The 24,903-nt window shown below is 61.8% G+C and carries 24 protein-coding genes and 1 pseudogene; 13 read left to right on the top strand and 12 right to left on the bottom strand.

The annotated features are described in order from the left end of the window. Both DYST_RS22750 and DYST_RS22755 read left to right on the top strand, forming a co-directional pair. Positions 1 to 1,594 (top strand): annotated as a pseudogene (locus DYST_RS22750) (hypothetical protein). 241 nt (positions 1,595 to 1,835) lie between these two features. After that, complete coding sequence (locus tag DYST_RS22755) at positions 1,836 to 2,591, top strand: SEL1-like repeat protein (protein WP_239948694.1); 756 nt, start codon at positions 1,836 to 1,838, stop codon at positions 2,589 to 2,591. A gap of 25 nt (positions 2,592 to 2,616) precedes the next feature. On the opposite strand, the gene DYST_RS22760 is transcribed toward DYST_RS22755, so the two are convergent. Next, a complete protein-coding gene (locus DYST_RS22760) occupies positions 2,617 to 3,066 on the bottom strand; it encodes a hypothetical protein (RefSeq protein WP_102303569.1) in 450 nt (149 codons plus the stop codon). 229 nt (positions 3,067 to 3,295) lie between these two features. After that, positions 3,296 to 4,768: a hypothetical protein gene (locus DYST_RS22765; protein WP_239948696.1), complete on the bottom strand. Its 1,473-nt coding sequence runs from the start codon at positions 4,766 to 4,768 to the stop codon at positions 3,296 to 3,298. 338 nt (positions 4,769 to 5,106) lie between these two features. Here DYST_RS22765 and DYST_RS22770 point away from each other — a divergent pair, with 338 nt between their 5' ends. The 3 genes from DYST_RS22770 to DYST_RS22780 are packed head-to-tail and all read left to right on the top strand — an operon-like array spanning position 5,107 to position 8,688. After that, on the top strand, positions 5,107 to 5,883 hold the full coding sequence (locus DYST_RS22770) for a TIGR00266 family protein (RefSeq protein ID WP_239948698.1): 777 nt from the start codon (positions 5,107 to 5,109) through the stop codon (positions 5,881 to 5,883). Between the two features lie 49 nt (positions 5,884 to 5,932). Next, complete coding sequence (locus DYST_RS22775; protein ID WP_239948700.1) at positions 5,933 to 6,841, top strand: response regulator; 909 nt, start codon at positions 5,933 to 5,935, stop codon at positions 6,839 to 6,841. 2 nt (positions 6,842 to 6,843) lie between these two features. After that, on the top strand, positions 6,844 to 8,688 hold the full coding sequence (locus DYST_RS22780; protein ID WP_239948702.1) for a sensor histidine kinase: 1,845 nt from the start codon (positions 6,844 to 6,846) through the stop codon (positions 8,686 to 8,688). Here DYST_RS22780 and DYST_RS22785 read toward each other — a convergent pair. Next, positions 8,685 to 12,077, bottom strand: coding sequence for an Ig-like domain-containing protein (locus DYST_RS22785; protein WP_239948712.1), 3,393 nt, complete (start codon positions 12,075 to 12,077; stop codon positions 8,685 to 8,687). The two genes, DYST_RS22780 and DYST_RS22785, sit on opposite strands and share 4 nt — an antisense overlap. Positions 12,078 to 12,299: 222 nt before the next feature. Here DYST_RS22785 and DYST_RS22790 point away from each other — a divergent pair, with 222 nt between their 5' ends. After that, positions 12,300 to 12,806 (top strand): GNAT family N-acetyltransferase, encoded by a 507-nt coding sequence (locus DYST_RS22790; RefSeq protein WP_239948714.1) that lies wholly within the window; start codon positions 12,300 to 12,302, stop codon positions 12,804 to 12,806. A 148-nt stretch (positions 12,807 to 12,954) separates the two neighbouring features. On the opposite strand, the gene DYST_RS22795 is transcribed toward DYST_RS22790, so the two are convergent. After that, positions 12,955 to 13,230 (bottom strand): hypothetical protein, encoded by a 276-nt coding sequence (locus DYST_RS22795; protein WP_239948716.1) that lies wholly within the window; start codon positions 13,228 to 13,230, stop codon positions 12,955 to 12,957. 46 nt (positions 13,231 to 13,276) lie between these two features. After that, the gene (locus DYST_RS22800) at positions 13,277 to 14,221 is read right to left on the bottom strand and encodes a hypothetical protein (RefSeq protein WP_239948718.1); all 945 of its coding nucleotides are present in this window, start codon (positions 14,219 to 14,221) and stop codon (positions 13,277 to 13,279) included. Positions 14,222 to 14,301: 80 nt separating this feature from the next. Between DYST_RS22800 and DYST_RS22805 the strand changes: the two genes are divergently transcribed. The 3 genes from DYST_RS22805 to DYST_RS22815 are packed head-to-tail and all read left to right on the top strand — an operon-like array spanning position 14,302 to position 18,107. Next, positions 14,302 to 14,907: an ECF-type sigma factor gene (locus tag DYST_RS22805; RefSeq protein WP_239948720.1), complete on the top strand. Its 606-nt coding sequence runs from the start codon at positions 14,302 to 14,304 to the stop codon at positions 14,905 to 14,907. Next, positions 14,904 to 17,624 (top strand): serine/threonine-protein kinase, encoded by a 2,721-nt coding sequence (locus DYST_RS22810; protein ID WP_239948722.1) that lies wholly within the window; start codon positions 14,904 to 14,906, stop codon positions 17,622 to 17,624. Before DYST_RS22805 ends, DYST_RS22810 begins: the two co-directional genes overlap by 4 nt. A gap of 36 nt (positions 17,625 to 17,660) precedes the next feature. Next, the gene (locus DYST_RS22815) at positions 17,661 to 18,107 is read left to right on the top strand and encodes an NUDIX hydrolase (protein WP_239948723.1); all 447 of its coding nucleotides are present in this window, start codon (positions 17,661 to 17,663) and stop codon (positions 18,105 to 18,107) included. Between the two features lie 9 nt (positions 18,108 to 18,116). Here DYST_RS22815 and DYST_RS22820 read toward each other — a convergent pair whose 3' ends face one another. After that, the gene (locus tag DYST_RS22820; RefSeq protein WP_239948725.1) at positions 18,117 to 18,698 is read right to left on the bottom strand and encodes a flavin reductase family protein; all 582 of its coding nucleotides are present in this window, start codon (positions 18,696 to 18,698) and stop codon (positions 18,117 to 18,119) included. Positions 18,699 to 18,808: 110 nt separating this feature from the next. On the opposite strand from DYST_RS22820, the gene DYST_RS22825 reads away from it, so the two are divergent. The 3 genes from DYST_RS22825 to DYST_RS22835 all read left to right on the top strand — a co-directional run bounded on the left by DYST_RS22825 (position 18,809) and on the right by DYST_RS22835 (position 20,215). Next, the gene (locus tag DYST_RS22825) at positions 18,809 to 19,258 is read left to right on the top strand and encodes a helix-turn-helix transcriptional regulator (RefSeq protein WP_239948727.1); all 450 of its coding nucleotides are present in this window, start codon (positions 18,809 to 18,811) and stop codon (positions 19,256 to 19,258) included. A gap of 35 nt (positions 19,259 to 19,293) precedes the next feature. Beyond that, on the top strand, positions 19,294 to 19,704 hold the full coding sequence (locus DYST_RS22830) for a VOC family protein (RefSeq protein WP_239948729.1): 411 nt from the start codon (positions 19,294 to 19,296) through the stop codon (positions 19,702 to 19,704). A gap of 130 nt (positions 19,705 to 19,834) precedes the next feature. Further along, positions 19,835 to 20,215: a GFA family protein gene (locus DYST_RS22835; RefSeq protein WP_239948730.1), complete on the top strand. Its 381-nt coding sequence runs from the start codon at positions 19,835 to 19,837 to the stop codon at positions 20,213 to 20,215. Between the two features lie 13 nt (positions 20,216 to 20,228). Here DYST_RS22835 and DYST_RS22840 read toward each other — a convergent pair whose 3' ends face one another. From DYST_RS22840 to DYST_RS22860, 6 genes are all read right to left on the bottom strand, one after another. Beyond that, complete coding sequence (locus DYST_RS22840; protein ID WP_239948732.1) at positions 20,229 to 20,945, bottom strand: hypothetical protein; 717 nt, start codon at positions 20,943 to 20,945, stop codon at positions 20,229 to 20,231. A gap of 191 nt (positions 20,946 to 21,136) precedes the next feature. Next, positions 21,137 to 22,066: a hypothetical protein gene (locus DYST_RS22845; protein ID WP_239948734.1), complete on the bottom strand. Its 930-nt coding sequence runs from the start codon at positions 22,064 to 22,066 to the stop codon at positions 21,137 to 21,139. Between the two features lie 244 nt (positions 22,067 to 22,310). Then, positions 22,311 to 22,442, bottom strand: coding sequence for a hypothetical protein (locus tag DYST_RS24115; RefSeq protein WP_275666896.1), 132 nt, complete (start codon positions 22,440 to 22,442; stop codon positions 22,311 to 22,313). 21 nt (positions 22,443 to 22,463) lie between these two features. Next, complete coding sequence (locus DYST_RS22850) at positions 22,464 to 22,640, bottom strand: hypothetical protein (RefSeq protein ID WP_239948736.1); 177 nt, start codon at positions 22,638 to 22,640, stop codon at positions 22,464 to 22,466. A gap of 425 nt (positions 22,641 to 23,065) precedes the next feature. Then, on the bottom strand, positions 23,066 to 23,443 hold the full coding sequence (locus tag DYST_RS22855) for a hypothetical protein (protein WP_239948737.1): 378 nt from the start codon (positions 23,441 to 23,443) through the stop codon (positions 23,066 to 23,068). Positions 23,444 to 23,527: 84 nt separating this feature from the next. Next, positions 23,528 to 24,055 carry an AAA family ATPase gene (locus DYST_RS22860; RefSeq protein ID WP_239948739.1) on the bottom strand — a complete coding sequence of 176 codons (528 nt, stop codon included), beginning with the start codon at positions 24,053 to 24,055 and terminating at the stop codon, positions 23,528 to 23,530. A gap of 234 nt (positions 24,056 to 24,289) precedes the next feature. Here DYST_RS22860 and DYST_RS22865 point away from each other — a divergent pair, with 234 nt between their 5' ends. Next, positions 24,290 to 24,847 carry a carboxymuconolactone decarboxylase family protein gene (locus DYST_RS22865; protein WP_239948741.1) on the top strand — a complete coding sequence of 186 codons (558 nt, stop codon included), beginning with the start codon at positions 24,290 to 24,292 and terminating at the stop codon, positions 24,845 to 24,847. The last annotated feature ends 56 nt before the right edge of the window (positions 24,848 to 24,903 follow it).

Below are 24,903 nucleotides of genomic sequence, written 5' to 3' on the forward strand. Positions count from 1 at the left end.
ATGAGTGTGACGGTACGTGAGCGCTGGATATCGCCGGGCGACCTCAACGGGTTCCTGGGGCTGGTGGTGGACAATCTGTCGGTGCTGGCGTTTCTCGCCACGGCGCTGATCGGCGTCTTCGGGTTTCCTGCCGACATCGTGTTCATGCGCATGGTGCCCGGCACCACCTTCGGCGTGTTGCTTGGCAACCTGGCCTATACGGCCATGGCCCGACGACTCGCGCGTCAAAGTGGACGGACGGATGTCACCGCGATGCCGCTGGGGCTCGATGCGCCCACTAGCATTGGCATGGCCTTTCTGGTGCTGGGCCCTGCGTTTCTGCACTTCAAGCAGGTGGGGCTCGATCCACAGGCGGCCGGGCTCGCCACTTGGCGATTGGGCATGGCGTCGCTGGTGATCATGGGCGTGTTGAAGTTCGTGCTGTCGTTCTTCGGCGGCATGGTGCAACGGCATGTGCCACGCGCCGGCCTGCTGGGTTCCATCGCGGGTATTGCGCTGGTGTTGATGGGGTTCTTTCCGTTGGTGGAAATCCTCAAGCATCCGCTGGTGGGCTTTGCGGGATTGGGCGTGGTGCTCTATGCGCTGGTGGCGCGTGCACGCATGCCGTGGAACTTGCCGGGTGTGCTGGTCGCTTTCGTGGTGGGTGCGCTGCTCTATTACGTGCTCGGCCCACTCGGTGGGCTAGGCAGCGGCTATGAGCCGCCCAAGCCGTGGACGTGGCGCTTCGCGCTGCCGCTACCGACGCTGGAGTGGATCGGTGGCTTGGGATCTGCGGTGCCTTATCTGCCGTTGATCCTGCCGTTCGGCCTGTTGATGGTGGTGGGTGGCATCAACGTGACGGAGAGTGCACGCGCCGCCGGGGACGAGTACCGCACGCGCGACATCTTGTTGGTGGAAGCAGTAGCAACGCTAGTGGCGGGTTTCTGCGGTGGCGTGGCGCAGACCACGCCGTACATCGGTCAACCGTCCTACAAGGCGATGGGTGCGGGCACGGGCTATACGTTGCTCACCGGTCTGTTCGTGGGCCTGGGGGGGCGTGTTTGGCTATCTCTCCAATCTGGTGGAGTTGATTCCGCTATCGGTGCTGGCGCCCATCCTGGTGTTCGTCGCCATCGGCATTACCGTGCAGGCGTTCGAGGCGACGCCGATGCGTTACGCGCCCGCCGTGGTATTCAGCTTCTTTCCCGCCATTGCGCGCATGGTGGCGATCAAACTGAGCGACCCTACCTATGTGTCGCCCGAGCACGTCGTCGCGTTGCTGGGCGATCGCACGCACGGTTTCTCGGAGTTGGCCATCATCAACGCACTGGGCAACGGCTTCATCATCACGTCGATGGTATGGGCAAGCTTTGTGGTGGCCATGATCGACGGCAAGGCGTTGCGTGCGGCGTTGATTCTGCTGCTTGGCGCGGCGCTCAGCCTGTTCGGCGTGATCCATTCAGTGGAGCTGAGCGGCGGTATCTATCTGCCGTGGCAGCTCGATGAGGCCCAGCGCCAGCTCGCATGGCAGTTCGCGGCTGCGTACGCGGTGCTGGCGGTGGTGCTGGTGGCACTTTCCCTGAGTGCTTCGTCACGACGGGCGAATACGGCCTGACGCATCTCACAGATTTGCGATTGGACGCAAGGACGCGTCGCGTCGTCATCGACACAATCCGCGAGCCTCGTCGTGCTGATGCGCGGGTGTGTGCCTAGGAACACATGTCCGACATCACGCGACGAGGCACCGTGGAGGCGTGGGTGTCGCAAGAACATACTTCGCGCCGTCGTCATCCTTCGTACGCCAGTCAAGGTTAGGATGTGCCGTCATTGAACAAGGCACATCAACGGAGACGGGTATGACCACGCAAGGACGGCAGGGCAGCTTGATCGCATGGACGTTGGCCTTGTTCATGGCCTTCGCGGCGCCGCAGGCGTGGGCGCAGTCGGCGGATGCCGCAGCGGAGAGCGACACGCCGCCTACCGATGCCGATCTTGCCGGCACGCGCTGCGTGTCTGGCGAAGAGAAAATCCTGCCGGGCGACTACTTCTATTGCCTGGGCACGCAGACCTACGGGCTGGGCAAGTACGCCACCTCGCAGCGCTTCTTCAAGACCGCCGCGAGTTGGGCAAGCAAGCCCGCGCAGTACGTGCTGGGCGTGATGGCACTCAACGGCGACAATCAACCGGTGAACCCGGCGCTGGGCCTCGCCTGGCTTACGCTGGCGTCGGAGCGTGCCAATTCGCCATTCCGGCAGGCGTACGACACGGCGTTGAAGAACGCCACGGAAGCCGATCGGCACGCTGCCGAACAATTGCTGGTCAGCATGCGCCCGGTCTATGGCGATGCCACCGCTGGGCCGCGCGCGGAGCGCCGTTACACGGACGGCATGGCCACGCTGAACCGCCTGAGCGCGCGTGGCGCGAAATTCTGCATGGCGGGCATGACCGACCCATCGCGACCCGTGGCCGATCCCAACGGCTGTCCGCCGATAGAGACCGTGATGAAGGCCTTGGACAAGGCAGCAGTCAATGTCTTCGATGGCTGGGTCGGCCACGTGCAGGTGGGCCCGCTGGAACAGGTGCCCGCCGCAGACGCGCCGAACAAGAAGTAAGCCTTCTGTCGCAGCGCGGCAGATCTTAGTTCCGTGCGTCCATCACCCATGCATGGGTCAGGCTGGTGATGTCGGCCAGGTTCATGGAGCGCTCCGCGCGCTCCAGTGCGTTGCAGGCCGATTCCGCGGCATAGCGCATCAGGTAAGCGAGATGCGCACGGTACTGCGAGCCGATGCCATGCGCGCGGATCATGCCGGCCGCTTCGGCCAGGCACTCCAGATCGTTGTAGGCACGGTCGAGCTCTGCACTGCTGGAGCACTGCACGAATGCACCGGCGTCACTGGGATCACGTGAGCGAAGGCTCACCACGTCTTCCACCAGTCGGGCCGCCTGACGCGCCGCGAACATCAGCACGTCGGCGGCAGCGTGGGACAGCTCACTGTCGGAGACGGCTCGGTCGGTCAGCTCGACAAGGCTGCGCGTGACAACAAGCAGTTGGGCCACGGGGCGGCCCGCGGCATCGCTATGAGTCATGGTTCCGGCTCCCCCCCGGACTGATGGGCCGGCACATTGTCCACGGAGTCGTGACGTTTGTGTACACGGCGGCACTAGGAATTTGTGACAGCTCGCTCACCTTGACAGGAGGATTTCCCCCCCGCTAGCGGAGTCGCCCGGCGGCGTAGAAGACGCAGGTTATTGAAAGCACGGACCTAGTTTGCCTGTGAAGCATGGCTTTGCGTCGACGTGGGTGCGGCACCCGCCATCAAGGGGCCAAGTCATAGGTATAGATGTTGGGGTCGCGACCGCTAAACCCGTCGCCATGGGCACCCACGACTCGATCATGGGCCGGGTCGAAACCGAGGATGCCCAGGTACCCCTGCAGGCCCAGCTTCTTCCAGCTTTTGCCGCCGTTGGTGGAGTAGTAATTCGCGTCGCCAGAAATATGGGCTTCATGCTGATCGAAGGGAGTGAGCAGGCGAGGGGCCGTGTACTCGCTGTCCGTCGTCACCACGATGCTTTTTGCACCCACCGAGAACGTGTAGGTGGCATTGCTGCGCAGCGTGGTCAGGTTATCCAGCGGCCAGAACGGACTGGGCAAGGAGCCTTGTTCTTCCCACTTGCCGGTGCCGACATTGAAACGCTCGATGGCCTGCGTGTTTCGTTGATCGCGCGAGGTGACCGCATAAAAATCCCCCTGGGGATTTTCGGTCAGCTTCTCCAGATAGAGACCGTCGTCGCGGGTCGAGCTGGTGATTTTCCAGGTGTTTCCATCCCTGGATAGCTGCAGGCGTGTCGTCACGCTGTAGCGCGCTCGCTTGTCGCTGTCTGGCCAACTCGCATCGAAGTATTGCGATAGCCAGCCGACGGCGTGGGTGTCGTCCAACTGCCGGATGACGCGCTTGGTGTCGCCGTCACTGATCGATGCATCGGCGGGAAGGTGTTTCTGCGCCTCGTCGTCGGAAACACCGATGGGCGATGTGGTTTCCACCGGAACAACGGTCTTGCCCAGGTCGGCCGAATAGAAAAGGCCGATACCCTGGGTGTCGCCATTGGGGGCATCCCAGACCCAGACCTGGTCACCCTTGAAAAACTGGGGCTGCATCGCCCACGCGACGAGGTTCGCCTGTGGAAAAAAACCGTCCTTGAGCCATTGCCAGCTCTTGCCCTGATCATCGGAACGAAAGACGGCCGACTGTCGGAGCAGCGTGTCGCCTTGCGGCGCATCGAGGCCCGTCAGCAGAAAGACGTGCGCACCATCGGCACTGGTGATCAGGCAGGCATCCTCGCCCACGGTGGCGACCAGCTTGAAATGGCCTGCGTCATCAAGGCGCGATATGTAACTTTGCTTGGAATGATCGCTGAGGGCGTAGCCGGAGAACGATGGCGACGAATCCGTCTGCGAGTCGTCCTTGGCGTTGTTTCCCGGCGGCGTGCTTTGCAACAGCGCATCCATGTCGACGGCTTTGAGCTTCTTGAGCTCATCCGGAACATCGTCGTCCATCTTGCCGACCAGCCAGGTCGATGCCGGTGTCGTGGTGACCCCCGTGCAGTACTGATCCATGTTTCGCAGATAGGCAGACTCGGCTGTTCCAAGGAGCTTTTCGTTCGGTTTGGAGCCGCCCCATTCCAGCTTTGCAGCGCTGAGTATCAGCACATAGGTTGCGCCGAGAAGCACGGGAAGTCCCACGATGCCGCCGAGCCCGATCGCCAATTTTTTCTGTGTGGAAAGAGTCATGGTCATGTTCCCTATGAAAGCCGTACCCGATCCAGGTGGGGCGGCGCTGATGCCAATACGAGGTGATTGCAACGTTGCTGAGCGCGCCAGCGTTGAGACGTCGCTGCAGGATAGCCGTGGCCAGTGTGCCACTTGTCCACCAGGCGCGGCTATGACGTCGTTGGCTTCATGTAAGGCTCAATTTCTTGCGCTTTGCGGTGCCTGTCTGCGTTGCAGCCATGTCGCCACACGGATAGCTGGCGGTCACTTCGTGGTGGCGGTAATGTCCGCCCCGATCCGGAACCGGTACACGCTTTTCAACACCGGGCAGCCCTCGTCCATCATCAAGAGACCAGCTCATGCAGACTCGTATTCAGGGCACCGTGATGCCCGTACTGGAAGTACGGCTTGAACCCAACGAAAGCGTTTTCGCCGAGAGTGGCGAGCTTTCGTGGATGACTTCTTCCATCCAGATGACCACGCACACGCAGATGGGCGGCGGCGGTGGCCTGTTCGGCATGTTCAAGCGTGTGGTCGCCGGCGGCAGCCTGTTCATGACTGAGTATCGTGCCGCGCAATCGCCCGGCGAAGTGGCATTCGCCACCAAGGTGCCGGGCCACATCGTGCCGATCTCGGTGAGTCCGAGTGACGAATACCTGGTTCATCGGCATGGTTTTCTTTGCGCAACGCCGCAAGTCACCATCGGCGTCGGCTTTCAGCAGTCGCTGGGTGCAGGCATCTTTGGCGGCAACGGTTTTGTGCTGCAAAAGATCGGCGGCTCGGGCACGGCGTGGCTGGAGCTCTCTGGCGAACTGATCCGCAAGGATCTGGCTCCCGGCGAAACCCTGCGCGTGCATCCGGGGCACGTCGGCGCGTTCCAGGCGTCGGTCAACTTCCAGATCACCACGGTGCCCGGCATCAAGAACGCCATCTTCGGTGGCGATGGCATCTTCCTCGCCGCGTTGACCGGTCCTGGCACGGTGTGGCTGCAGACCTTGCCCATCTCGCGCCTGGCGCACCAGATCGCCGAGTATCTTCCCGGCAGTGAGGGCGGCAGCGGCACCGGGCGGGCTACCGTCGGTGGTGCACTGCTGGGCGGCATCGTGGGCTCGTTGCTGAGCGGCGACGACAACTGATATTCGGAAGGAAGCGCGGGGTGAGGGCGGATACGTCTTCGCCCCGCTGGTGGCTCGTCGGGTATCGCCTTATCTCATTGATAGCAAACGACATGGTGTTGCCGCTCCGCAGCCCTTCGGCTCAGGCCCACGCGCTGCGGGGCCGCGGCAGGGAATCGTCGCCGAACTGCATGCCAGCAGAAAACCGTGGTCTGGTGGGTGTCGCCAAACTATGATCGCCCTCGAACGTCGCTTGGCCGGATCGGCCGATGGGGGGCGCGTGGATTCCACAGAAGAGCACATCGCATTCCGGCCGGCGCTCATCGTCGAAGATGATGAAGCGACGCAGCATCGTCTTGCGCGTCTTCTGCTGGAATTGGTTGGCACGGCGGATGATGTCACTGTCGTAAGCAGTGTGGCCGCTGCCAAGGCTGTCGTTTCTTCGTTGAAGCCGCGTCTTGCCCTGGTCGATATCGGGCTGCCGGATGGAAGCGGGCTTGAGTTGATCGACTGGGTGGAAACGCATCATCCCAACACGACGACGGTGGCCATCTCGGCCTGGGGACACGAGGAAGTCGCACTGGCGGCGTTGCGTTCCGGGGCTGTCGGTTACCTGATGAAAGAGCGCGACGACGTTGAACTTCGCGCGGCACTGCAGAGCATTCGTCGTGGCGGTGCCTTGATTGATCCGCTGCTCGCGCGCCGCATTCTCGCCCATGTTTCGCTCGCATCCAGAGACGATGCGACGCCAGCGCTTGCGACCACCGATTCGCCGGGTAAACGCGATATTTCGCTCTCGGAGCGAGAGTCGGAGATCCTGCAATTTGTGGCGCGTGGATTCAGCAATCGCGAGATCGCGAATCTCACCAGCCTTTCGCGCTTTACCATCGAAGGCTACACGAAGAGCATTTATCGCAAGCTGGCGGTGAGCTCCCGCACGGCTGCTGTTTTCGAAGCCAAGGCGATGGGGTTGCTCTAGACATGCGCGCGCTGCTCGCCCTGTGGCTGGTATGCGCCATGCTCGCGTTTCCAGCCTTTGCGCAGGAGTCCGCGCCGGCTGCCGCTGCCACGATGGATCTTCGGTCCGCCGATGCGGCAACCGCGGATTGGCTATCGCCATCGCCACCGGCGGAAGGCTGGACGCCCGTCCAACTCGTCGATACGTGGGATGGACGCTGGCCACAGCACGATGGTGTCGTGTGGTACCGCCTGCATTGGAATCAGGCGAGTGCCGACCGGCCGGTAGGTTTGCTGATCGACTATGTCAGCTCGGCCTACGCGCTTTACGTCAACGGTAGCCTGGTCTACCGCGATGATCATCTGGTCGAACCGCTGTCGCGCGTGTGGGTTCGGCCGCAGTATTTTCTGCTCGACAAGCCACTGCTGCGCCAGGGAGAAAACACGCTTTGGGTGCGTGTGTCGGGTTTGGGCGCCTATCAGTCGGGGCTGGGCGTCGTCACGGTCGGGGTGCCCGAGTTGGTACAGGCGCGACAACGCCGGGGTGAGTTCTGGCGCTACGACATGCAGTTGTTCGGCCAATCCGTGGGGCTGGTGTTCGGCGGATTGTTCCTCATCCTCTGGTTGTTTCGGCGCAAAGACACCTACTACGGCTGGTATGTGCTGTGCACGTTGTTCTGGTCGCTCTATTCGTTCAACTTCGTCGCCTACAGTCCGTGGCCGTTTGACAATACCGACGCTTGGGAAGCGGTCAATGCAGCGGCTTATGTCGCGGCATCGGTGACCTTTTCGATCTTCCTGCTTCGCTATGCCGGCCACCGATGGCCACGCACCGAACGAACGCTGTTGGTGCTATGCGTGGTGTTAGGCATAGCAGCCATGGCATGGCCGATCTGGGTTGGGCACCATCGCGCCGTCGCGTTCGTCTTTGGCTGCGGCACGTACTACGCGGCGGTGTTTGGTTTCCTGGGCTACTCGCTGCGACGCCGACGCACGGATGGCTATGTGCTTGCCGCGAGTCTGTTGATTCCCCTGTTCGTCTCCGCGCACGACATGCTTTTGTTCTTCGGTGTCATTCACGACCAAACGTATTTGATGACCGTGACATCGCCATTGACGATCATTGGCTTGGGTTTCGCACTTGCCTATCGGTTTGCGGCGGCCATGCGGCGAGCTGAAAATTTTGCCGTGGAATTACAGCGCGAAGTGGACGCCGCCACCCGGCAGTTGACCGAAACGCTGGGGCGTGAGCATCACCTGGCCTTGAATAACGCGCGTATCGGCGAACGCCTCAATCTGGTTCGCGACTTGCACGATGGGTTCGGCGGCAGTCTGGTTGCAGCGATTTCAGCGCTGGAGCATCCAGGGCGCCCGGTCGGCCCGGCGCAGGTCGTCGCCACACTGAAGGAACTACGGGACGATCTGCGCCTGATCATCGACACGACGACGCACGAGCAGGACATCGATCTGGCCGGTTTGATCGCTCCGCTGCGACATCGCTGGAGTGAACGCTTCGAGGCCATGGCGATGGAAAGTTCGTGGACCGTGGAAGGCGTGGACGGTATTCGCCTCGGCGCCATGCGGGTGCTGGAGTTGCTGCGCTTCCTTCAGGAGGCGTTGACCAACGTACTCAAGCACAGCGGTGCATCGCGGGTGCGGGTGTCCGTCCGTTGCGAGGGCGAATACCTTGCCGTGGATGTTCGCGATGACGGGCGCGGATTTGATGCAGCAAGCCTGGCCACTCAGGGCGCAGGCCTGCCGAGCCTGCACGCTCGCGCCAGCCGCCTCGGCGCGAGGTTGCGACTCACCACATCGCCGGGGCAGGGGACGCGTCTGAACTTCGACGCGCCCTTGGCGTCCAACGCTTAGAACTGTTTGCTCAGGCCGATGCGTATGCCCTGGTCATGTGCATGCGGCATCAACAGGTATTGGTATTCGGTGGTGATCATCAGGTGGTTCGAGAGTTGCAGGTCACCGCCGAAAGCGGCTTGCACCGCGGTGCCATTGGCCGAATAAGGGTTGCTCAGCACATTCCAGGAGCCCGCCGATGGCACGAAGGCATAGCTCAGTGCGGTGTCGCTGGTGCCTTGGAAATCATGGCCGACCTCCAGGCGCACGTGCGGTATGAACATGCTGTCCTTCCAGGGAATCGTGCCGCTGGCACGTATACCGGCGACCACCTGCGAACTGCGTACCGTTTGTGCACCATAGGCCAGTGCTTCGGCGGCATCACCGCTTTCCGAGTAGCCGTTGAGCGAAGACAGCGACCATGCCAGTCGACCGTAAGGCGACATCGACCACACGCTGGTTTTGTATTCGTATCCCGCCGTAAGCGAGGCGAACCACTGGCTGCCGTTGCGTTGGCCGAGGAGCCCGGTGCCGCTGTCAGCAGCATAGCGCCGGCTATCGAAACGCAGGCCGCCACCGCCCAGAACACCGTCGATATACACCTGTGATAGCGGTTGGTAGCTACCGTAGATGGCAGCGCTGTAACCCTGTGCGACGCTGCGGGTGCCGTCGTTGCCGATATCGCTGTGGTCGTGGTTATAGCCAAGGCTGAAGCCCACCAGGGCGTGCTCGCCGATCCGCTGGTCAATACCGGTATTCACCGCGATGGTGTCCGAGTCGAAGCCGGCCGATTGCCGGTACGTATCGAACGAGCCGAAGTTCGCCGCGCCATCGATCCACACGCCAAGGCCAGAGGATGCTTGCGTGGTGGGCGCTGGGGCCTTGGCTTGAGGCGGCGTATCCGCGCTGGCTATAGCGCTTTCTGCGGCGCCCATGCCCGGGCGAGCGCCGATAGGTGTCGAGGCCCCGGAAGTCGGCGTTCGCCCGGCGCTGGATGCCGTATCGCCGGTTGCCTGCAGTGGCTTGCCATCCAAGCTAATGGATAGATGGTTGCTGAAGCTTGCTGAGGTATTTCCGTCATGCAGGCTGTCCAGCCGGCTCTGAATATTGCTTAGCTGGTTCTGCGCGAACCGTTCGGCCTGCATGGTCTGTGCGTTGATCAAGCCCAATGCATCCGGGTTGTGCGACGGATCAGGCTGACTGCTCACCAGCACCAGTACATCGACCACTTGCGACTGCCCATTGGCGGAGATCAGCACGGCCGTTATCTGTACCAGGCCGTGGAAGGTCGAGGCGGGCGTGAAGGTCAACGTTGCAGGTTGGCTCAAGGTCGTGCTGCCTGCACTGGCAGGCGACAATCCAAGCAACGCCGATGATGCGTAAGTGCCGGGCGCGATTCCAGCCAGATTCACCGACACCGTGCTGCCCGGCCGCGTGGTCACGGTCTGGCTCAGGCCGGCAGCGCTGCCGGCGGCAGTTACAGTGACCGTGATAGTGCCGGGCGTCGACGTGCCGAAATGGTTGCTCAGTTGATAGCTGAAACTGTCCGTACCCACGAAGCCTGCAACGGGCGTGTAGAGGATCTGCTCGCCGCTGACCGTGGCGGAGCCATGCATCGGTTGCGTCGCCACGCTGGCGCCGGTCAAGGGTTGTGTACTGTTGGCCACGGCTGCCGCTTCGATGAGTACGGGCGTTGCCTTCGTGGTGGCGACGGAGAGTGGCGGGGCGGTCGGCCCGTTCAGCGGCGTCACCGTAATCGTCACGGTGGCGGGTGCCGAATGTCCGCCCGGATTGATCGCGGTATAGGTGAAGCTGTCGGTGCCGCCGTAGAACGTGGCCGATGGCGTGTACGTCACCGTGTTACCCGTGACGCTAGCACTGCCATGCGTAGGCGCGCCGGCGATGTCGATGCCGGTGATGTCTGCCCCCGATAGGGCAGTGGAGAGATCGATGCTCATCGACGTGTTGTAGGGCGTGGTAACCGTCTTCGCCGTAGCCGTTGGCGCGGGCACGGTGCCGATGGTTATCGTGATGGTTGCCGTAGCCGATGTGCCACCCGCATTGGTTGCCGTGTAGGTGAAGCTGTCGGTGCCGCCATAGAACGTGGCGGAAGGCGTGTACGTTGCGGTCTGGCCCGAAAGACTTGCCGTGCCGTGCGATGGTGCATTGACGATGTGCACCGCCGTGATGCCCGCTCCCGAAATCAAACTAGCCAGGTTGATGTTGGTGGGCGTGTTGTACGGTGTCGTGGCCGCATGGCCTGATACGGTCGGCGTGCCCACCGTGCCTACGTTTACGGTGACCGTGGCGGGGGAAGAGGTTCCTCCCGCGTTCGTCGCCGTATAGGTGAAACTGTCGGTACCGCCGTAAAACGTTGCGGATGGCTTATAGGTCACCGTTTCACCCGATACGCTGACGGTACCGTGCGAGGGCGCGGCAGCGATGTTGACGCCGGTGATGTTCAGGCCGGAAATCGCGCTTGCGAGATTAATGCTGGTCGCCGTGTTGTACGCCGTCGTTGCCGACGCGGCAGTGACAGTGGGTGCCGGCGGTGGACTGACCGTGATGGTTACCGTGGCGGCAGTCGAGGTGCCGGCGGCATTGCTGGCCACATAGGTGAAGCTGTCCGTCCCGGTGTAACCCGTCGTAGGCGTATACGTGATCACCGTGCCGGCGGCGTTTGCCGTACCGTGAGACGGTGCGCTGGCCACCGTCACCGAGGTGGGATTACCACCGAGGTTGAGTGTGATGGGGTTGTTGCTACTGTTGAACGCCACGCTGGCGCTTGCTGATCCTGCGCTGGGTGGGAGGAACTTGAATGTCCCACCGCTATAAGTGCCCGTGTCGGTAACCACGGTGATCGCGACCGTACCTGAGCCGTTGGGTACGGTCGCGGTGATGCTCGGGCTGGCGCCGTAGTTAACGCTGAATGCGGTGGCGGGTATGCCGCCAAAGAGTACCTGCGTTGTTCCCCAGAAACCGGAGCCGGAAAGGGTGACTGTGCTGCCGACGGTGGCCGAAGATGGGCTGACGCCCGATATCGTGGCACCGACCGATGTGCAGGTAATGCTGTAGTTCGTTGGGCTGCCAAGCAAGTTGTCGATGTTGTCGGCGCTGGCGCCCGAGCCGCTCTCCGTGCCACTGACGGTGTTGTTGTTAGCGAGCATTTGCAGGAACGAGCCACCATAGAAAATCTGGCCCGACGTGGTCAACGTGACGTAGTCGCCTTGATTGACCTGCTGACTGTTGGTCAGCAATTGGATGTAGCCATTCGCGGGAATGGTGCCGGATACCCCGTTGAGCGCCTGGCACCCAGGCGATGCCTGCGCCAGGCCCGGCAAGCCAAACACGCCAAACAACGCGAGCCAACCTAGCCCACGCCCCACCCGCCGCGCCCACGTGCTGCTCATGCCCCTGCCCCTGATACTCAACACCGTGCATTGTGTTCGGGGGTGGCAGTGCAGGCACCCCCGATTTCAGGGGTGTACATAGCGCGGGATACGTTTCTGATATTCCCGGTGGCCGCTCCTTTCGGTTGGTAGATACCCACGCAGCTGCCTTTCCTGTTCCTTTGGTAGTGGCGTCGTAAAGCATGCCGGCTCAAGATGGGGTGTTACTTGGAGCCCCCCTTCATGACCGTGCTGATCCGCCCCGAGACACCTGCCGATGTCGACGCCATCCATGAGCTCACCGTGGCGGCGTTCCTCGATGCCGAGCATACGTCGCATACGGAGCAGTTCATCAACGATGCCTTGCGTAACGCGGGGCATCTCACCTTGTCGCTAGTGGCGGATGACGGTGGCGCCATCGTCGGGCATGTCGCCATGTCTCCCGTATCGCTTTCGGATGGAAGCGTGGGTTGGTTCGGCTTGGGACCGGTGTCGGTGTTGCCTGCGCGTCAGGGCGAAGGCTTGGGCTCCCGACTCATCCGGCAGACGCTGGACGCGTTGCGCGAGCAAGGTGCGGCGGGTTGCGTCGTGCTGGGCAATCCGGATTATTACGGGCGTTTTGGTTTCCGCGCCGATCCGCGCCTGGTGCTACCTGACGTGCCGCCGGAGTACTTCCAGGCGCTGGCTTTCGTTGGCCCGATACCCGACGCCAGTGTCCGCTACCACGATGCGTTCAACGCCAATGCATAGGATCGCGATGCGGAGCAGTACACGTCGATGGACATTGAGCTGGACAGGATGCGCGTGTTGAGGCTCATTCACCGCTATTTCGGCCAGTGATGGGCCTTGTCGATGCACGGTCGATACCTCGCTTAGGCGAGGTATCGACATAGTGCGCTTACTGCGCCAACACCCAGCCATCGTCTGTCTTGACGAAGCGTTGCCGCTGTACGCCTGTCGCGCCTTGCACGTCGCACTCGTAGCCGCGGTCGGCTGACTTGCAGCCGAGCACTTTGATCGAATCGATTTCCTTGGCGTATATCTCCGTCGCCTGGCTGCCGGCCAGTGCAGTCATCTGTTTGCGCACGGCAGCCTTGACGTCGTCGGTGCTGGGGCCGGACGAGCAGGCGGCAAGAGTCAGTGTGGCGATCGCCATCGTCAGCAGTCGTTTCATGGGTGTTCCTTGAAGTGGGGTAAGCGTGTTTCGCGCGCGGCGCGCATCAGCACGGCGATTCACTGGAGGCGGCCATGCTCCAACCCGCGCCGGCCGCTGCGGGTGCTGCGAGGTTCAGTGCCTTGCGGGTGGTCGAGCATTTCACCTCGATGGGGCCCAGCTCTTTGCCGCCGAGGGTGAACAGCGGTTTGCCGGTCTTGCGGTCGACGGCGGTAATAGCGTCGATACCGAGGATGACGGTGTCGTCCTTGCCTGGGCCCCAGATCGTGCCCAGCGTATGGCCTTCGTATTGGGCCAGCACGGTGACCCAGTCGCCACCACCGGCGTTGCGCTGTGACGCCAGTGTCGCCTCGATGGCGCGTGCCTCATCCTCGTTCTTCGGGTGATAGGCGTAGCTCGTGCCTGCGGTCATGGCCGGGATGCCGACGAAGCGGAAGTTCCACGCGCCATAAGGGTGCGGATTGCCTGCGTTCTTGAACACGCCGATGCTGCTGCTCTCGCCGTCCGTGGAGAACGCGATCTTGAAGCTGCCCGTGGCTGCATCGTACGGATACACCTGCATGAGCGAGCTGGTGCGCACGGCGTAGTCCTGCCGTTGCCGGGCCGTTGAGTAACTCTGCTCCAGTTCTGCAGCATGTGACTTCACGATATCGGTGCGCTTGAAGCTGTCGTTCTCTTGCCGGTAAGCGTCGATGTAGTCGTAGGCCAGCTTATCCATGTCCTTGGGCGCAGCGGACCAGAACGCGGCGCGTACCTGCCGGATCAGGCCTTGATAGACCGGCTCAGCGTAGCTACTGGGAGAGAGATCGATCAGCTCATAGGCATCCATGGGCTTGGCATCGCGGCGCTCGGGAGCAGTCGGTGCCCCGGCTTCGCTGTGCGCGGGTGCGGCAGCCGTCGGTGCTGCGCCAGCGGGCGCATCGTGCTTGCCACAGGCGGCGAGCACGGCTGCGGCAAGCAGGCAGGGAAGGAGCAAGGCAGGGTGTTTCATGAAGGTCCTTTCGTCGGGCGGATGGGGCGGCGAACAGGTCGCCTTATCTCCCCATACGGAACTTCGCCGCCGAAAGCGCCATGCCTGCAAAAGAAATCTGGCACCATGCCGATGTAATTCGTGCCATGGCCGATGGCGTCCGTTGTCCCAGCCCGAAGCCGATCCCCATGCCCGTTGCCCCCAGTGCTCCGCCCAGCGGCGACCTACTCGCCGAGACGTACAACGAACTCAAACGCATGGCCCACCAGCGCCTGCGCAAGGGCGAGCCGCTGACCTTGTTGAACACCACGTCGCTGGTGCATGAGGTGTGGTTCCGTTTGCGTGATCGCCATGCGGTGTGGAAGGACGACAAGGCCCATTTTTTCGGCTACGCCGCGCAGGCCATGCGCTCAGTGGTGGTGGATGCCGCGCGTGAGCGGGCGGCGTTGCGTCGTGGTGGAGAGCTCAGGCAGGTCACGCTGGACACGCAGTTGCCGCAGATCGATGGCGATGCGGAAATCCTTCGTGTGCACGAGGCGTTGCAGGATCTCGAGAAAATCGACGCCCGCCTGGTCCGTGTGGTGGAGCTGCGTTATTTCGTTGGGCTTGATGAAGTCGAAGCGGCCGACGCATTGAACGTTTCCCGGCGCACGGTGCAACGGGATTGGTTGAAGGCGCGTGCGCTGTTGTGGGAGGCCATGAAGTGAGCGAGCCAACCACGCCAGCATGGCCCGAGGTTTCGGCACTCCTCGATGCCTTGATCGATCTGGAACCTGCCGGGCAAGAGGCGGAGCTCTCCGCACTGCACGCCACGCATCCAGCGTTGGCAGTGCGTGTGCGCGCACTGCTGGCGTCCGCACGCGCCGCCGAAGCGGCAGGCTTTCTGGACACTATGCCGGCGATCACGACGGCCGATGCAGGTGGCGCAGCCCATCACCAGCCGCAGGATTGCGTCGGCCCCTGGCGCCTGCGCTCGCTGCTCGGCTACGGCGGCATGGCCGAAGTGTGGCTGGCACATCGCGACGATGGCTTGCTCGAACGCCATGTCGCGTTGAAGCTGCCCCTGCCCGGATACGGCACGGGTCGCCTGGGCGCACGATTTGCGCGGGAGCGGGAGATCCTCAGCGCGCTAAACCATCCGCACATTGCGCGCCTCTACGACGCGGGTGTCGACGGACAGGGGCAGCCGTGGCTGGCGCTGGAACACGTGTCGGGCGCGAACCTGCTCGACTGGTGCGACAGCCGGCAGTTGGGCATGGAACAGCGACTGGCGCTGTTCCTGCAGATAGGCAGCGCTGTGCAGTACGCACACGGCCAGTTGGTCATCCATCGGGACCTCAAGCCCGGCAACGTCCGGGTGAACGACGACGGCCAGGTGCGCCTGTTGGATTTCGGCATTGCGCAACTGCTCGATGCGGATGACGAATCGCCCGCGCTCACGACGGCTGGTGCGTCGCCGCTGTCGCTGGAGGGCGCGTCGCCCGAGCAGGTGCGCGGTGAGCGGCCTGGCGTGGCGTCCGATATCTATGCCCTCGGCCTGCTGCTGTATCGCCTGCTGACCGGCGTGAGCCCGTACGAGCCGACGCAACCCGGTCGTCAGGCGCTGGCGCATTGCATTCTCCACCAGACCTTGCGTCGTCCCTCCGAGCGCGCCATCGAACGCGCGCAGCAACGGCGGTTACGCGGCGACCTGGATACCATCATCCTCAAAGCGACCGACAAGGCACCCGATCGGCGTTACGCCACGGTCGAGGCACTGGTCGATGATGTGAGTCGCCATCTGCGCGGCGAGCCGGTGCTGGCGCGCAGACCGAGTACGGGTTATCGACTTTCTCGCTTCGTCAGTCGGCACAAGATCGGAGTGGCGGCTGGCGTGCTGGCGGTGGCCGCGCTGCTGGGGATGACGGGTGAGGCGCTGTATCAGGCACGCACGGCCGGCCGCGAAGCGGCGCGTAATCAGGCGCTGTATCAATTTGTGTTGGGTGTGTTCAATCCGCGTGGGCTGCCCATTCCCGATACGCGTTCGCGCAATATGCCGGCGCACGAACTGGTGGCATTGGCTGCGGATCGCGTGACCAGCAGCATGCCCGACCAGCCGCAGGCACGGTTCCAGTTGATGCACGACCTCGCCGCGCTTACCACCAGCCTGGGTATGGCCGATGCCGCATCGAAACTGCATGAGGCGCGGCTGGCGCAATCGCTGGCGCTGATGGGCAAGGACAGTCCCGAGTACGCGGATGCCTTGCTCGACCGTACGTCCGACTTGGAAGGGCAGGGGCGCTACCCCGATGCGTACCGGGATGCGAAACAGGCCTTGGCCATCTATACCGCTGCCGGCGAATCCTCACCCGATCGGCTGGCGCGTGCGCACTACCAGGTCGCCGCCTTCGGCATGCACTCGCATGCGGCCGGTGATGCCGACGATCTGATGCACCTGCAGACTGCCGCCAGTTTGTGGCGAGGGCGCTATGGCAAGAGCGAGTTTGGCTCGGTCATGGAGCGTATGACCCAGTATTACCTGCTGCTCAACCGCAACGAGGATGCCTACCGCGCCGCGCGCGACGGCATGGAGAACAACCTGCGCCAGTTCGGCGAGCTGGACTGGAAAACGGCGGCGGCAGAAGAACAGACTGGCCTGATGCTCAGCACCTTGCTTCGGCCAGCGGAGGGCGAGCCCTTGCTCAGGAAGGCGCTGGCGACTCAGCAGGCGATCTGGGGTGAGGGCCATTTTCTGGTTGCGCGTTCGCAAATGTACCTGGGCAATATGCTCGCAGCTTCGTCGCACCATGACGAAGCCGCGGCCTTGCTGCGTTCCGCGCAGGCGTCGATCCATGCCGAACAGTGGCGGGGCAATAAAGTGGTACTGACCGGCTTTATCGACGCAAGTAACGCCGACCTGCACGACAAGTGGGGCGACCCATCCGAAGCCCTGAGTACCTGCGAGCCGTACTTCGCACAGATGCCGCCGTTGCAGGCGCCCGTGCATGTGCGGTTGGATCTGGTTTGCACGCACGCGGCAGCCGTCGCCGGCAGGATGGATGCCGCGACCCGGATGCTGGACGATGCCACGCATACCGTCGCCGCCAACTGGCCGAACGATCCCGCGCGCATGGCTCCCGTGTGGCGGCGTCGCGGCGAGGTCATGCAGATGGCCGGCGATGTCGCCGGCGCCACGCACGCTTACACTGAAGCACTCAAGCTTGCGGATGGCGATGACCTGGACACGCTCAGCGGCGCATGGCTCGACCTTGCGCGCGTGGCGAAGGCACCGCTTGACGACAACCAGCGAGCAGCCGTGGTGCAACTGCTCGCCCGCATGAGTGCGGCATCGCCTGGCGACTACTACGCGTTGTATGTGGAGCGCCTGCGCGAATCGCTGGGTGGCACAGCGATTCGAGAAAATGGCGGCAAGCACGCCATTTGATGTGGCTTGCCGCGCGTACGAATCAAGGAGAGCCAAGTGAGGCAGCGTTTCCCATTGACCACGAGTGTCTTCGTCATCGTTCAGCACGAGGGTAGGGTGCTGCTGTTGCGACGGAGCCATACCGGGTGGAATGATGGATGCCTGAGTCTTCCCGCTGGCGCACATGACGGGGGCGAACCGCTTGCGACGGCCGCTGTCCGCGAACTCCGCGAAGAAACCGGGCTGCTGGCCGAGCCGACTGCACTTCGGCTGGTTCATCTCATGCACTGTCGTTCCGGTGACGCCGGCAGTGAGTGGCTTGGTGCCTTCTTTCGCGCTGATATCTGGAAGGGCGAGGGGCGACTGATGGAACCCGAAAAGCACGATCATCTGGGCTGGTACGAGCCGGCTCGATTGCCTGGGAACGTGATTCCTTACACAGTTCAAGGCATACGCTGCGCGCTCGACGGTGTGCCTTATTCGGAATTCGGTTGGGATGAGTAGCGCGCGCCGTCACTCGATCGGTTCGGCCTTCAGCGATTCGCCGATGGCATAGAACTGTCCGCCCGCAATGTAGTGCAGGCTGCGCCACGCGGGCTCGGCGTTTTCATAGTCCCAGTGGCCGTTGGCGAAGGCGCGGCTGTCGGCCCATGCGCCGACGACTTCACCGATAAAGAGGTCGTACGTTTCCTGGTTGTGCGGCTCGGGAATAAGCCGGCACGCCAGCCATGCGGAGCAACCGGCGACAAAGGGCAGGTCGTGGCCGTCGATGTCGAACCACTGCACGCCGGCGCGCTCCAGTTTGTCGGTGACCTGCGCGCGTCCCAGATTTCCAACGGTGTACGTGAGCTGCAATTGCGCTGCCGTGGGCACCTGAATGACAAAGCAGCCGGTCTTTTCGATCAGCTCACGGGTCTTGGTCATCTTGTCGAGGATGACGGTGAGCTTGGGCGGATCGAAATCCAGCGCGCAGGCCCACGCGGCCGCCATGACGTTGTCCATGCCGTCGTGGCGGGCCGACACGAGCACCGTGGGGCCGTGGTTGAGCAGGCGATAGGCCTTCTCCAGCGGAACCGGTGAAATATGGCTGTCCATGGGACTGTCTCGATCGTGGTGTCGTTAATCGCCGCATTCTGCCAGCACCCCGGTGTGCTACTGCAACACCGCGACTTGAGCCCACTTTCTCGTCGTGACACGATGGGCGTATGACCAGCAGACCCGACGAAGCGCAGACCCTGCGTAACCTTGCGCGGCTGCGTCGCGTGCGCGACCGGATCGACCGGGAGTACGCGCAACCGCTGGACGTGGAGGCACTGGCCAGCGGCGTGCACATGTCGGCGGGGCATCTCAGTCGCCAGTTCCGCCAGGCTTATGGCGAATCGCCGTATTCGTATCTGATGACGCGGCGGATCGAGCGCGCGATGGCTTTGCTGCGCAGGGGCGAGCTTAGCGTTACCGAGGTCTGCTTCGAGGTGGGGTGCTCCTCGCTTGGCACCTTCAGTACGCGGTTTACCGAACTGGTCGGTATGTCCCCCAGCACTTACCGGCGCGAGCAGGCGCATGCAACGCAGGGCATGCCGTCGTGCGTCGCCAAGCAGGTGACGCGACCGATCAGGAATCGAGAAGCGCCGCCCCGGGAGCCGGAATTAGACTGATCCCCATGGACTTCACCACCCACTGAGAGAGCGCCATGGACATCCAGATTCATTCCAGTTTCCTCCCCCAGAACGACCCCGATGCCGCGTTGGTCTTCTACCGCGACACCCTCGGTTTCGAGGTACGCAACGACGTTGGTTATGGTGGCAAGCGCTGGATCACGGTCGGCCCGAAAGGCCAGCCTGCTACCTCTATCGTGCTGTATCCGCCGGAGGCCAGCCCCGGTGTCACCGACGACGAGCGCCGCACCATTGCCGAGATGATGGCCAAAGGCACCTTCGGCATGATCCTGCTCGCTACCCACGACCTTGCAGGTGCCTTCGAGCGATTGCAGGCGCAGGATGCCGACATTGTGCAGGAGCCGACCGACCAGCCATACGGCGTGCGCGATTGCGCCGTCCGTGATCCGGCCGGCAATATGCTCCGTATCCAGCAGTTGCGCTGAACGCGACGACGCCCGAAAGGACATGGCGGCGGTTTCACATGGGTGAATCGCTGCCATGTACGTGATGGTGCTCTCGGCCGCGCACGCCGTTGCTTTCATCGATGCCACGTAAAACTCGGGAGTCCACTACATGCTCGCTGCAAGCTGCCATTGCGGAGCGGTTCGACTTCAGGTTCTTTCCGCGCCGGTGCATCTGATCAACTGCAATTGCTCGATTTGCAGGCGCTATGGAGCGCTATGGGTGCTCTATGAATCCCACGCGGTCACGGTTTCGGGGCGAGAGAGCCTGGCGGCGTATGTGTGGGGCAAGCGCACTATCCGCACTATGCATTGCGCCGTCTGTGGTTGTGTCACCCACTGGGAGCCGCTGCTTGCCGAGGCGGGGCAGGGGTTTGGCGTCAACATGCGCAATGTCGATCCAGCGCTGATTGATGGCATTGAAGTACGGCGGTTCGATGGTGCGGATACGTGGACGTACCTTGATGCGGATGCCTCGCCCGCGGACTCATGATTTTCCCCATGACTCAACCATTGCCGACCGAGGGGCTGGCTGCCGGTACATGGGCGACCTGAGTCTCGGAGGCCGCCGGGAAGCTGGCGCTGATCTCCTTCGCAAGCGCGTCTAGCGCGTTCACCTCTTCGCTCAACAGGCCCACCATCTGATTGGTGACGTGCAGCAACTCCCGTGGCTCGTACTCACCCGTCTGGATGTCGATCATGGCGTCCGCCATGCGCGACTCGCTGAGCACCGCGGTCGTTTCGCCGGCTATGGTGGCGGCCTTGGTGTTCTGCTCTGCATAGATGCTGGAGTAGCGACGCAGGAGTTCCGTGTCGACCCAACTGGCGGACTGATTGGCGACAGCAACATCCCATGCTTCACGGCGAAGGGTGGGCCAGCGACCATCGAGATAGAACTCGCTGGTCATGGCGTTGTGAACGTATTTGTCGATGTCGCTGGCGGACGCGTGGGATTTCAAGGCATCCAGCAGGCCGTCGCGGATCTTTTCCAGTGATGCGATACGCTCACGGTCGTGATCCCTGGCCTTGGTGATTTCCACCAGGTTCTGATGAATCTCTGCCTCAATCCTCGCGCGGGCCTCGCTCGCCGCCCGCTCATGATGAGCGTGTTCGATCCATGCTTCCAGCGAAAGCGCAGTCAGAATGCTGACCACGATCATCAAATAGTGCTTGGCAAAATCTTTCAGCGAATGAGCGCTGACTTCCGGCAGTTCGAAATGCATGGCGCGTACCCTGTCTCGTCAATGCAGCGTGCGGAATGAGCAACCAGCCCGTCGCAGCGTACACGTTTTGCGCACAAGGGAAACGTTGGCCTTGGCTCAAAAAGCGGGCCTATACAGCAGGGGAGACGCGCCTTCGTACAGAAGGCTCGCATTGCCGCGCACTCCCACGTTCCTTCTGCCCGCTCGGCAGCTCATCGTTCACTCAGATCCCTATAGACGGATGCCAACGGCGCCACGAGGATGGCGAACAATGGACCAACCAGCGCGAAGCCCACAGCGAGTGCCGGCGCTAGAGCGACCAATAAGGGCACGACGTTCGGGATTTGCCCTTGAGGGAAGAACGCGTGCAAGTGGGCTTGATCGAAGCCACCAAGCCGCGCATAGACGATCGCAATAATGATGCATTCCATGATCAACGCGATGGTGATGGCAATCACGGCCAGAACGGCGCTCATGCCGGTCAGTTTCCAGGCATGGCCTTTCGTCAATGCCCAGGACTCGTGCAACCGAAACTCCTTCTCGGCAAACGTCATCACGGGGGCGAGGGAGAGTCGAATCGCTACCCATGCCCATGCGCCGATGGCAGCGATAACAACGCCACCAATGAGCACAACACGGGTGAGAGTGGCCGCGGTCGGGTCGGGTATCAGACCGCCGATCAGCCATGCCAAACCACCCAGGATACCGCCGCCAATCATCGCCCCCAGCATCGTAAACGCAACGATCACGCTATAGACGAACAGCACAAGACCCAGCCAGAGCTCCTGCGCGCCGAAGCGTAGAGAAAAGAAGCGGCGATTATCGGGTTCAAGAACGCTGCGATAGATGGCGCCGACCAGAAGTGCGCGTCCGGCCAGCCCAGTCACGAACATCAGCGGGTTGGCCATCATCATCCGGCTTTGCAGGCGAAACATGTCGGCCGACGGTCCCTTGTGCGGGTCCATGTGTTGGAGACTTGCGAAGAGCGAAGGCATCTCCGACAACAGGTAGCCAAACAACAATGCCATCGGGGCGATCGCAACGAGAAGGTACGCCATGCTCCAGGCAATCGCCGATCCCGGTCGGCGTGCAATAAGGGAAAAACCTGAACCTAAGGCCCTGCTGATTGAAAAATCCGTCACGTTCCCTCCCGACGAGATTAGTGATTATGCAGATGAAATATCTAAAGAATGCTAATGGTTAACCTTGCAAATCTTGATCGCGGCGTGCCTGTTTGAGATGAGTTTGGTCACCGTTCTCGACAAATGTCCGTTTGAATTCAAGAGGCGGGCACATCCGCTTTGGGTCGGAAGCGGCCGCTTCCAATGAAACAGCCTATCCTGCTCAATCCCAGGAAACTTAGAGCAATAGATCGTCCGACGAGCCTCAGTTTTCGTTGTCCCAAAACACGTCTATCGCGTCGCGGTTCATGATGCCCCATATGGGCGTGCCCAGTCGTACCAGGCCTGTGCGTATGCGATGGATGGATTCGTCGTAAGCAGAGATGCGAAAGATCATCTGGTACTTCGAAGTGGTGAGCTACATCGACAGCGGAACGGACAGCCAGAAGGTGTTGGATTTCGCGTGCAGGATGCGCAAACCGTTGGAGTCGGCCCAGTCACTCAGCAGTGCCCTGGCGTTCTGGTAATGGCGCCAGCTCAGCCCGATCGCTCCCGCGATCAGCAGCAAAAAGAGCAGTAGCGTTGCTCTGGTCATGATGCCTCCAGGGGTTCTCCGCGCGGAGCCTAGGAGGCTTTCCGCGACTGCGCAAGCCGATCTGCTGGCTGAGGGTGATGGCGGCTATTGCCAAGGTCTGCTCCGGGTCGAAAGCGGACATTAAATTAGGGCGTTGATAGTAGAGCGGTCGCAATAAACCCGGCCACGCCGGCCGACAGACAGACAGCGAGCATGAGTAGCTCACGTAGCGTCAACTTTCTCAGTGGCGGACGCGGACGCCTCCATGCTGGCTTTGGCATGCCTAAGCGCTTGCGGGCACTACGCATGACAAGGTTCCCGCCTACTATCCAGGCAAGCATTCCGAGAATGAGCGGCTCAATCTTGTAAAATTCCAATCTCCCGCCCCTTGGCAGATATCGGTTTCTGGCTTCCGTTGATCGTCCGCTTCGGGTCGGAAGCGGACATTACGGATCCCTGTTGCTATCGACCACTGGTGTTCGATATTTGCTTGCGAAGAACACCTTTAATTCCGCCCCATACTTTGAGGCCAGGCCCAAGAATTCAGGTGGCACGGTGAATTCGGTCCAGCTTAGATCGGTTCCTATGCTGGCCTTAACCTGGATGCCTTGGAACCGTCCTGAAATGGTGACGACAGCCCACGCTAAGCATTGCTCAATCTGAGCAAGGTCGCAGGTCACGGACACATAGTGATTGAGATCATGAGGGCGGGCACCTGCCTGCCTTGTGGAGAACTGCCGTAGCGTCATCTGCAGCGCTTCCGGATCGAGCCCGTCGATAACAACGTGATAGACGACACTGTCGTTAGGGTTGATGGAAGTCATGACGATGCAGTTGCCTGATGGCTGTTAGTTTCGTTTCTACGATGGACCGACAGTATCCGCTTCGGGTCGAAAGCGGACCTTAGCCTAAGTTTTAGCAGGCTCAAGTTCGTCCGGATAGGAGATCACGCGAACGTCGTACATTTCGCGCTCGATCTCATCCATGGGTTGCCAGTGGTCGCTTGCCATTTCGAAAAATGCGTCAGGCACATCCATGGCGTAGGTCGAGCCCTTTTCCAGGTTGCGCCTGCGGACTCGTTCACGTCGGATGTCTCGTGGGGCATCCAACAGGTAGATGGTCAGCTCGTATCCGGCCTCCAGCGCTTGCGCGCAGAAACGTTCGCGACTCGTCCTTTCTACCAGTCCAAGCTCAAGGACGACGTCATGGCTCGCGTCGAGAACCTCTTTCGCCGTTTCCCAGATCTGGTCCAGGCAACGCTCTTTCCTGGCTATGTACCATTCCATCAGGTTGGTGGCAGGGCGATCCGGGCTGTATAGCCTGACGAACCACGCGTCCAGAATGAAACCTGGTGCTGCGTGTTGCTTTCGCAGCTTCGCGACGTACGTGGACTTGCCGGCGCCCACTGGTCCTTCGATCAAGTGAATCTTTGCCATTTGAGTTAGGCCATCCTTGGTAGGGCGTAAGAAGAGAGGGCGATTTCGAACCGGCTGTTCGCTTTGGGGCGAGGACGGATATCTCATCATATCGCGAGACCCGCTGCTCCTTTCTTTCGCGAATCGCGACCGGTTTATTACCTCTCAGGTAGTTGGCGCGTTGAATGCACACGCCTAAGGTTCCTCCACGTCATCGATATCGATGGCGATGCACATATTCAGCGAGGACTACCCATGACATCTTTCCCCATCCATACGATCGAATCTGCACCACTGCAGTCCAGGCCTTCTCTGGAGGCGCTGCGGGGCGCGTTTGGCTTCATCCCCAATATCGCAGGCGTGATGGCCACATCCCCCATCCTGATCGACGGCCTTGTCGGGCTCTTTGGCAAAGTTCATGGTGGCAGCTTTTCCGAAGAGCAGGTTCAGGTGGTTCTGCTTACCAATGCCGTGACGAATGAGTGTCCCTGGGCCGTGGCCTTCCACTCCTTCCTGGCCATAAAGGAGGGCGTTGACGATGCGGATGTTCATGCTATTCGCGAGCGCCGGAATCCCCTTGATACGAGGAACGCCGCACTCTCCGCCTTGGCGCGGACGCTTATCGAGAAGCGAGGGCATTTGGGCGATCACGACGTATCGACGTTTCTTCAGGCCGGTTTTGATAAACATCACCTTCTGGAAACGGTTGCCATTGTTGCTGCATCCACCATCACCAACTACACGGGCAATGTCACCCATCCGCCGCTGGAAGAAGCGTTCCAAGCATCCCGTTGGTCTGCCCCGTCGGCCTGACCATCCAAGGGGTCGTTGGGCGGGCGAGGGTGCTGATAAAGACGTAGGTGGCGAAC

Source organism: Dyella terrae, from assembly GCF_022394535.1.
Lineage (GTDB): Bacteria > Pseudomonadota > Gammaproteobacteria > Xanthomonadales > Rhodanobacteraceae > Dyella.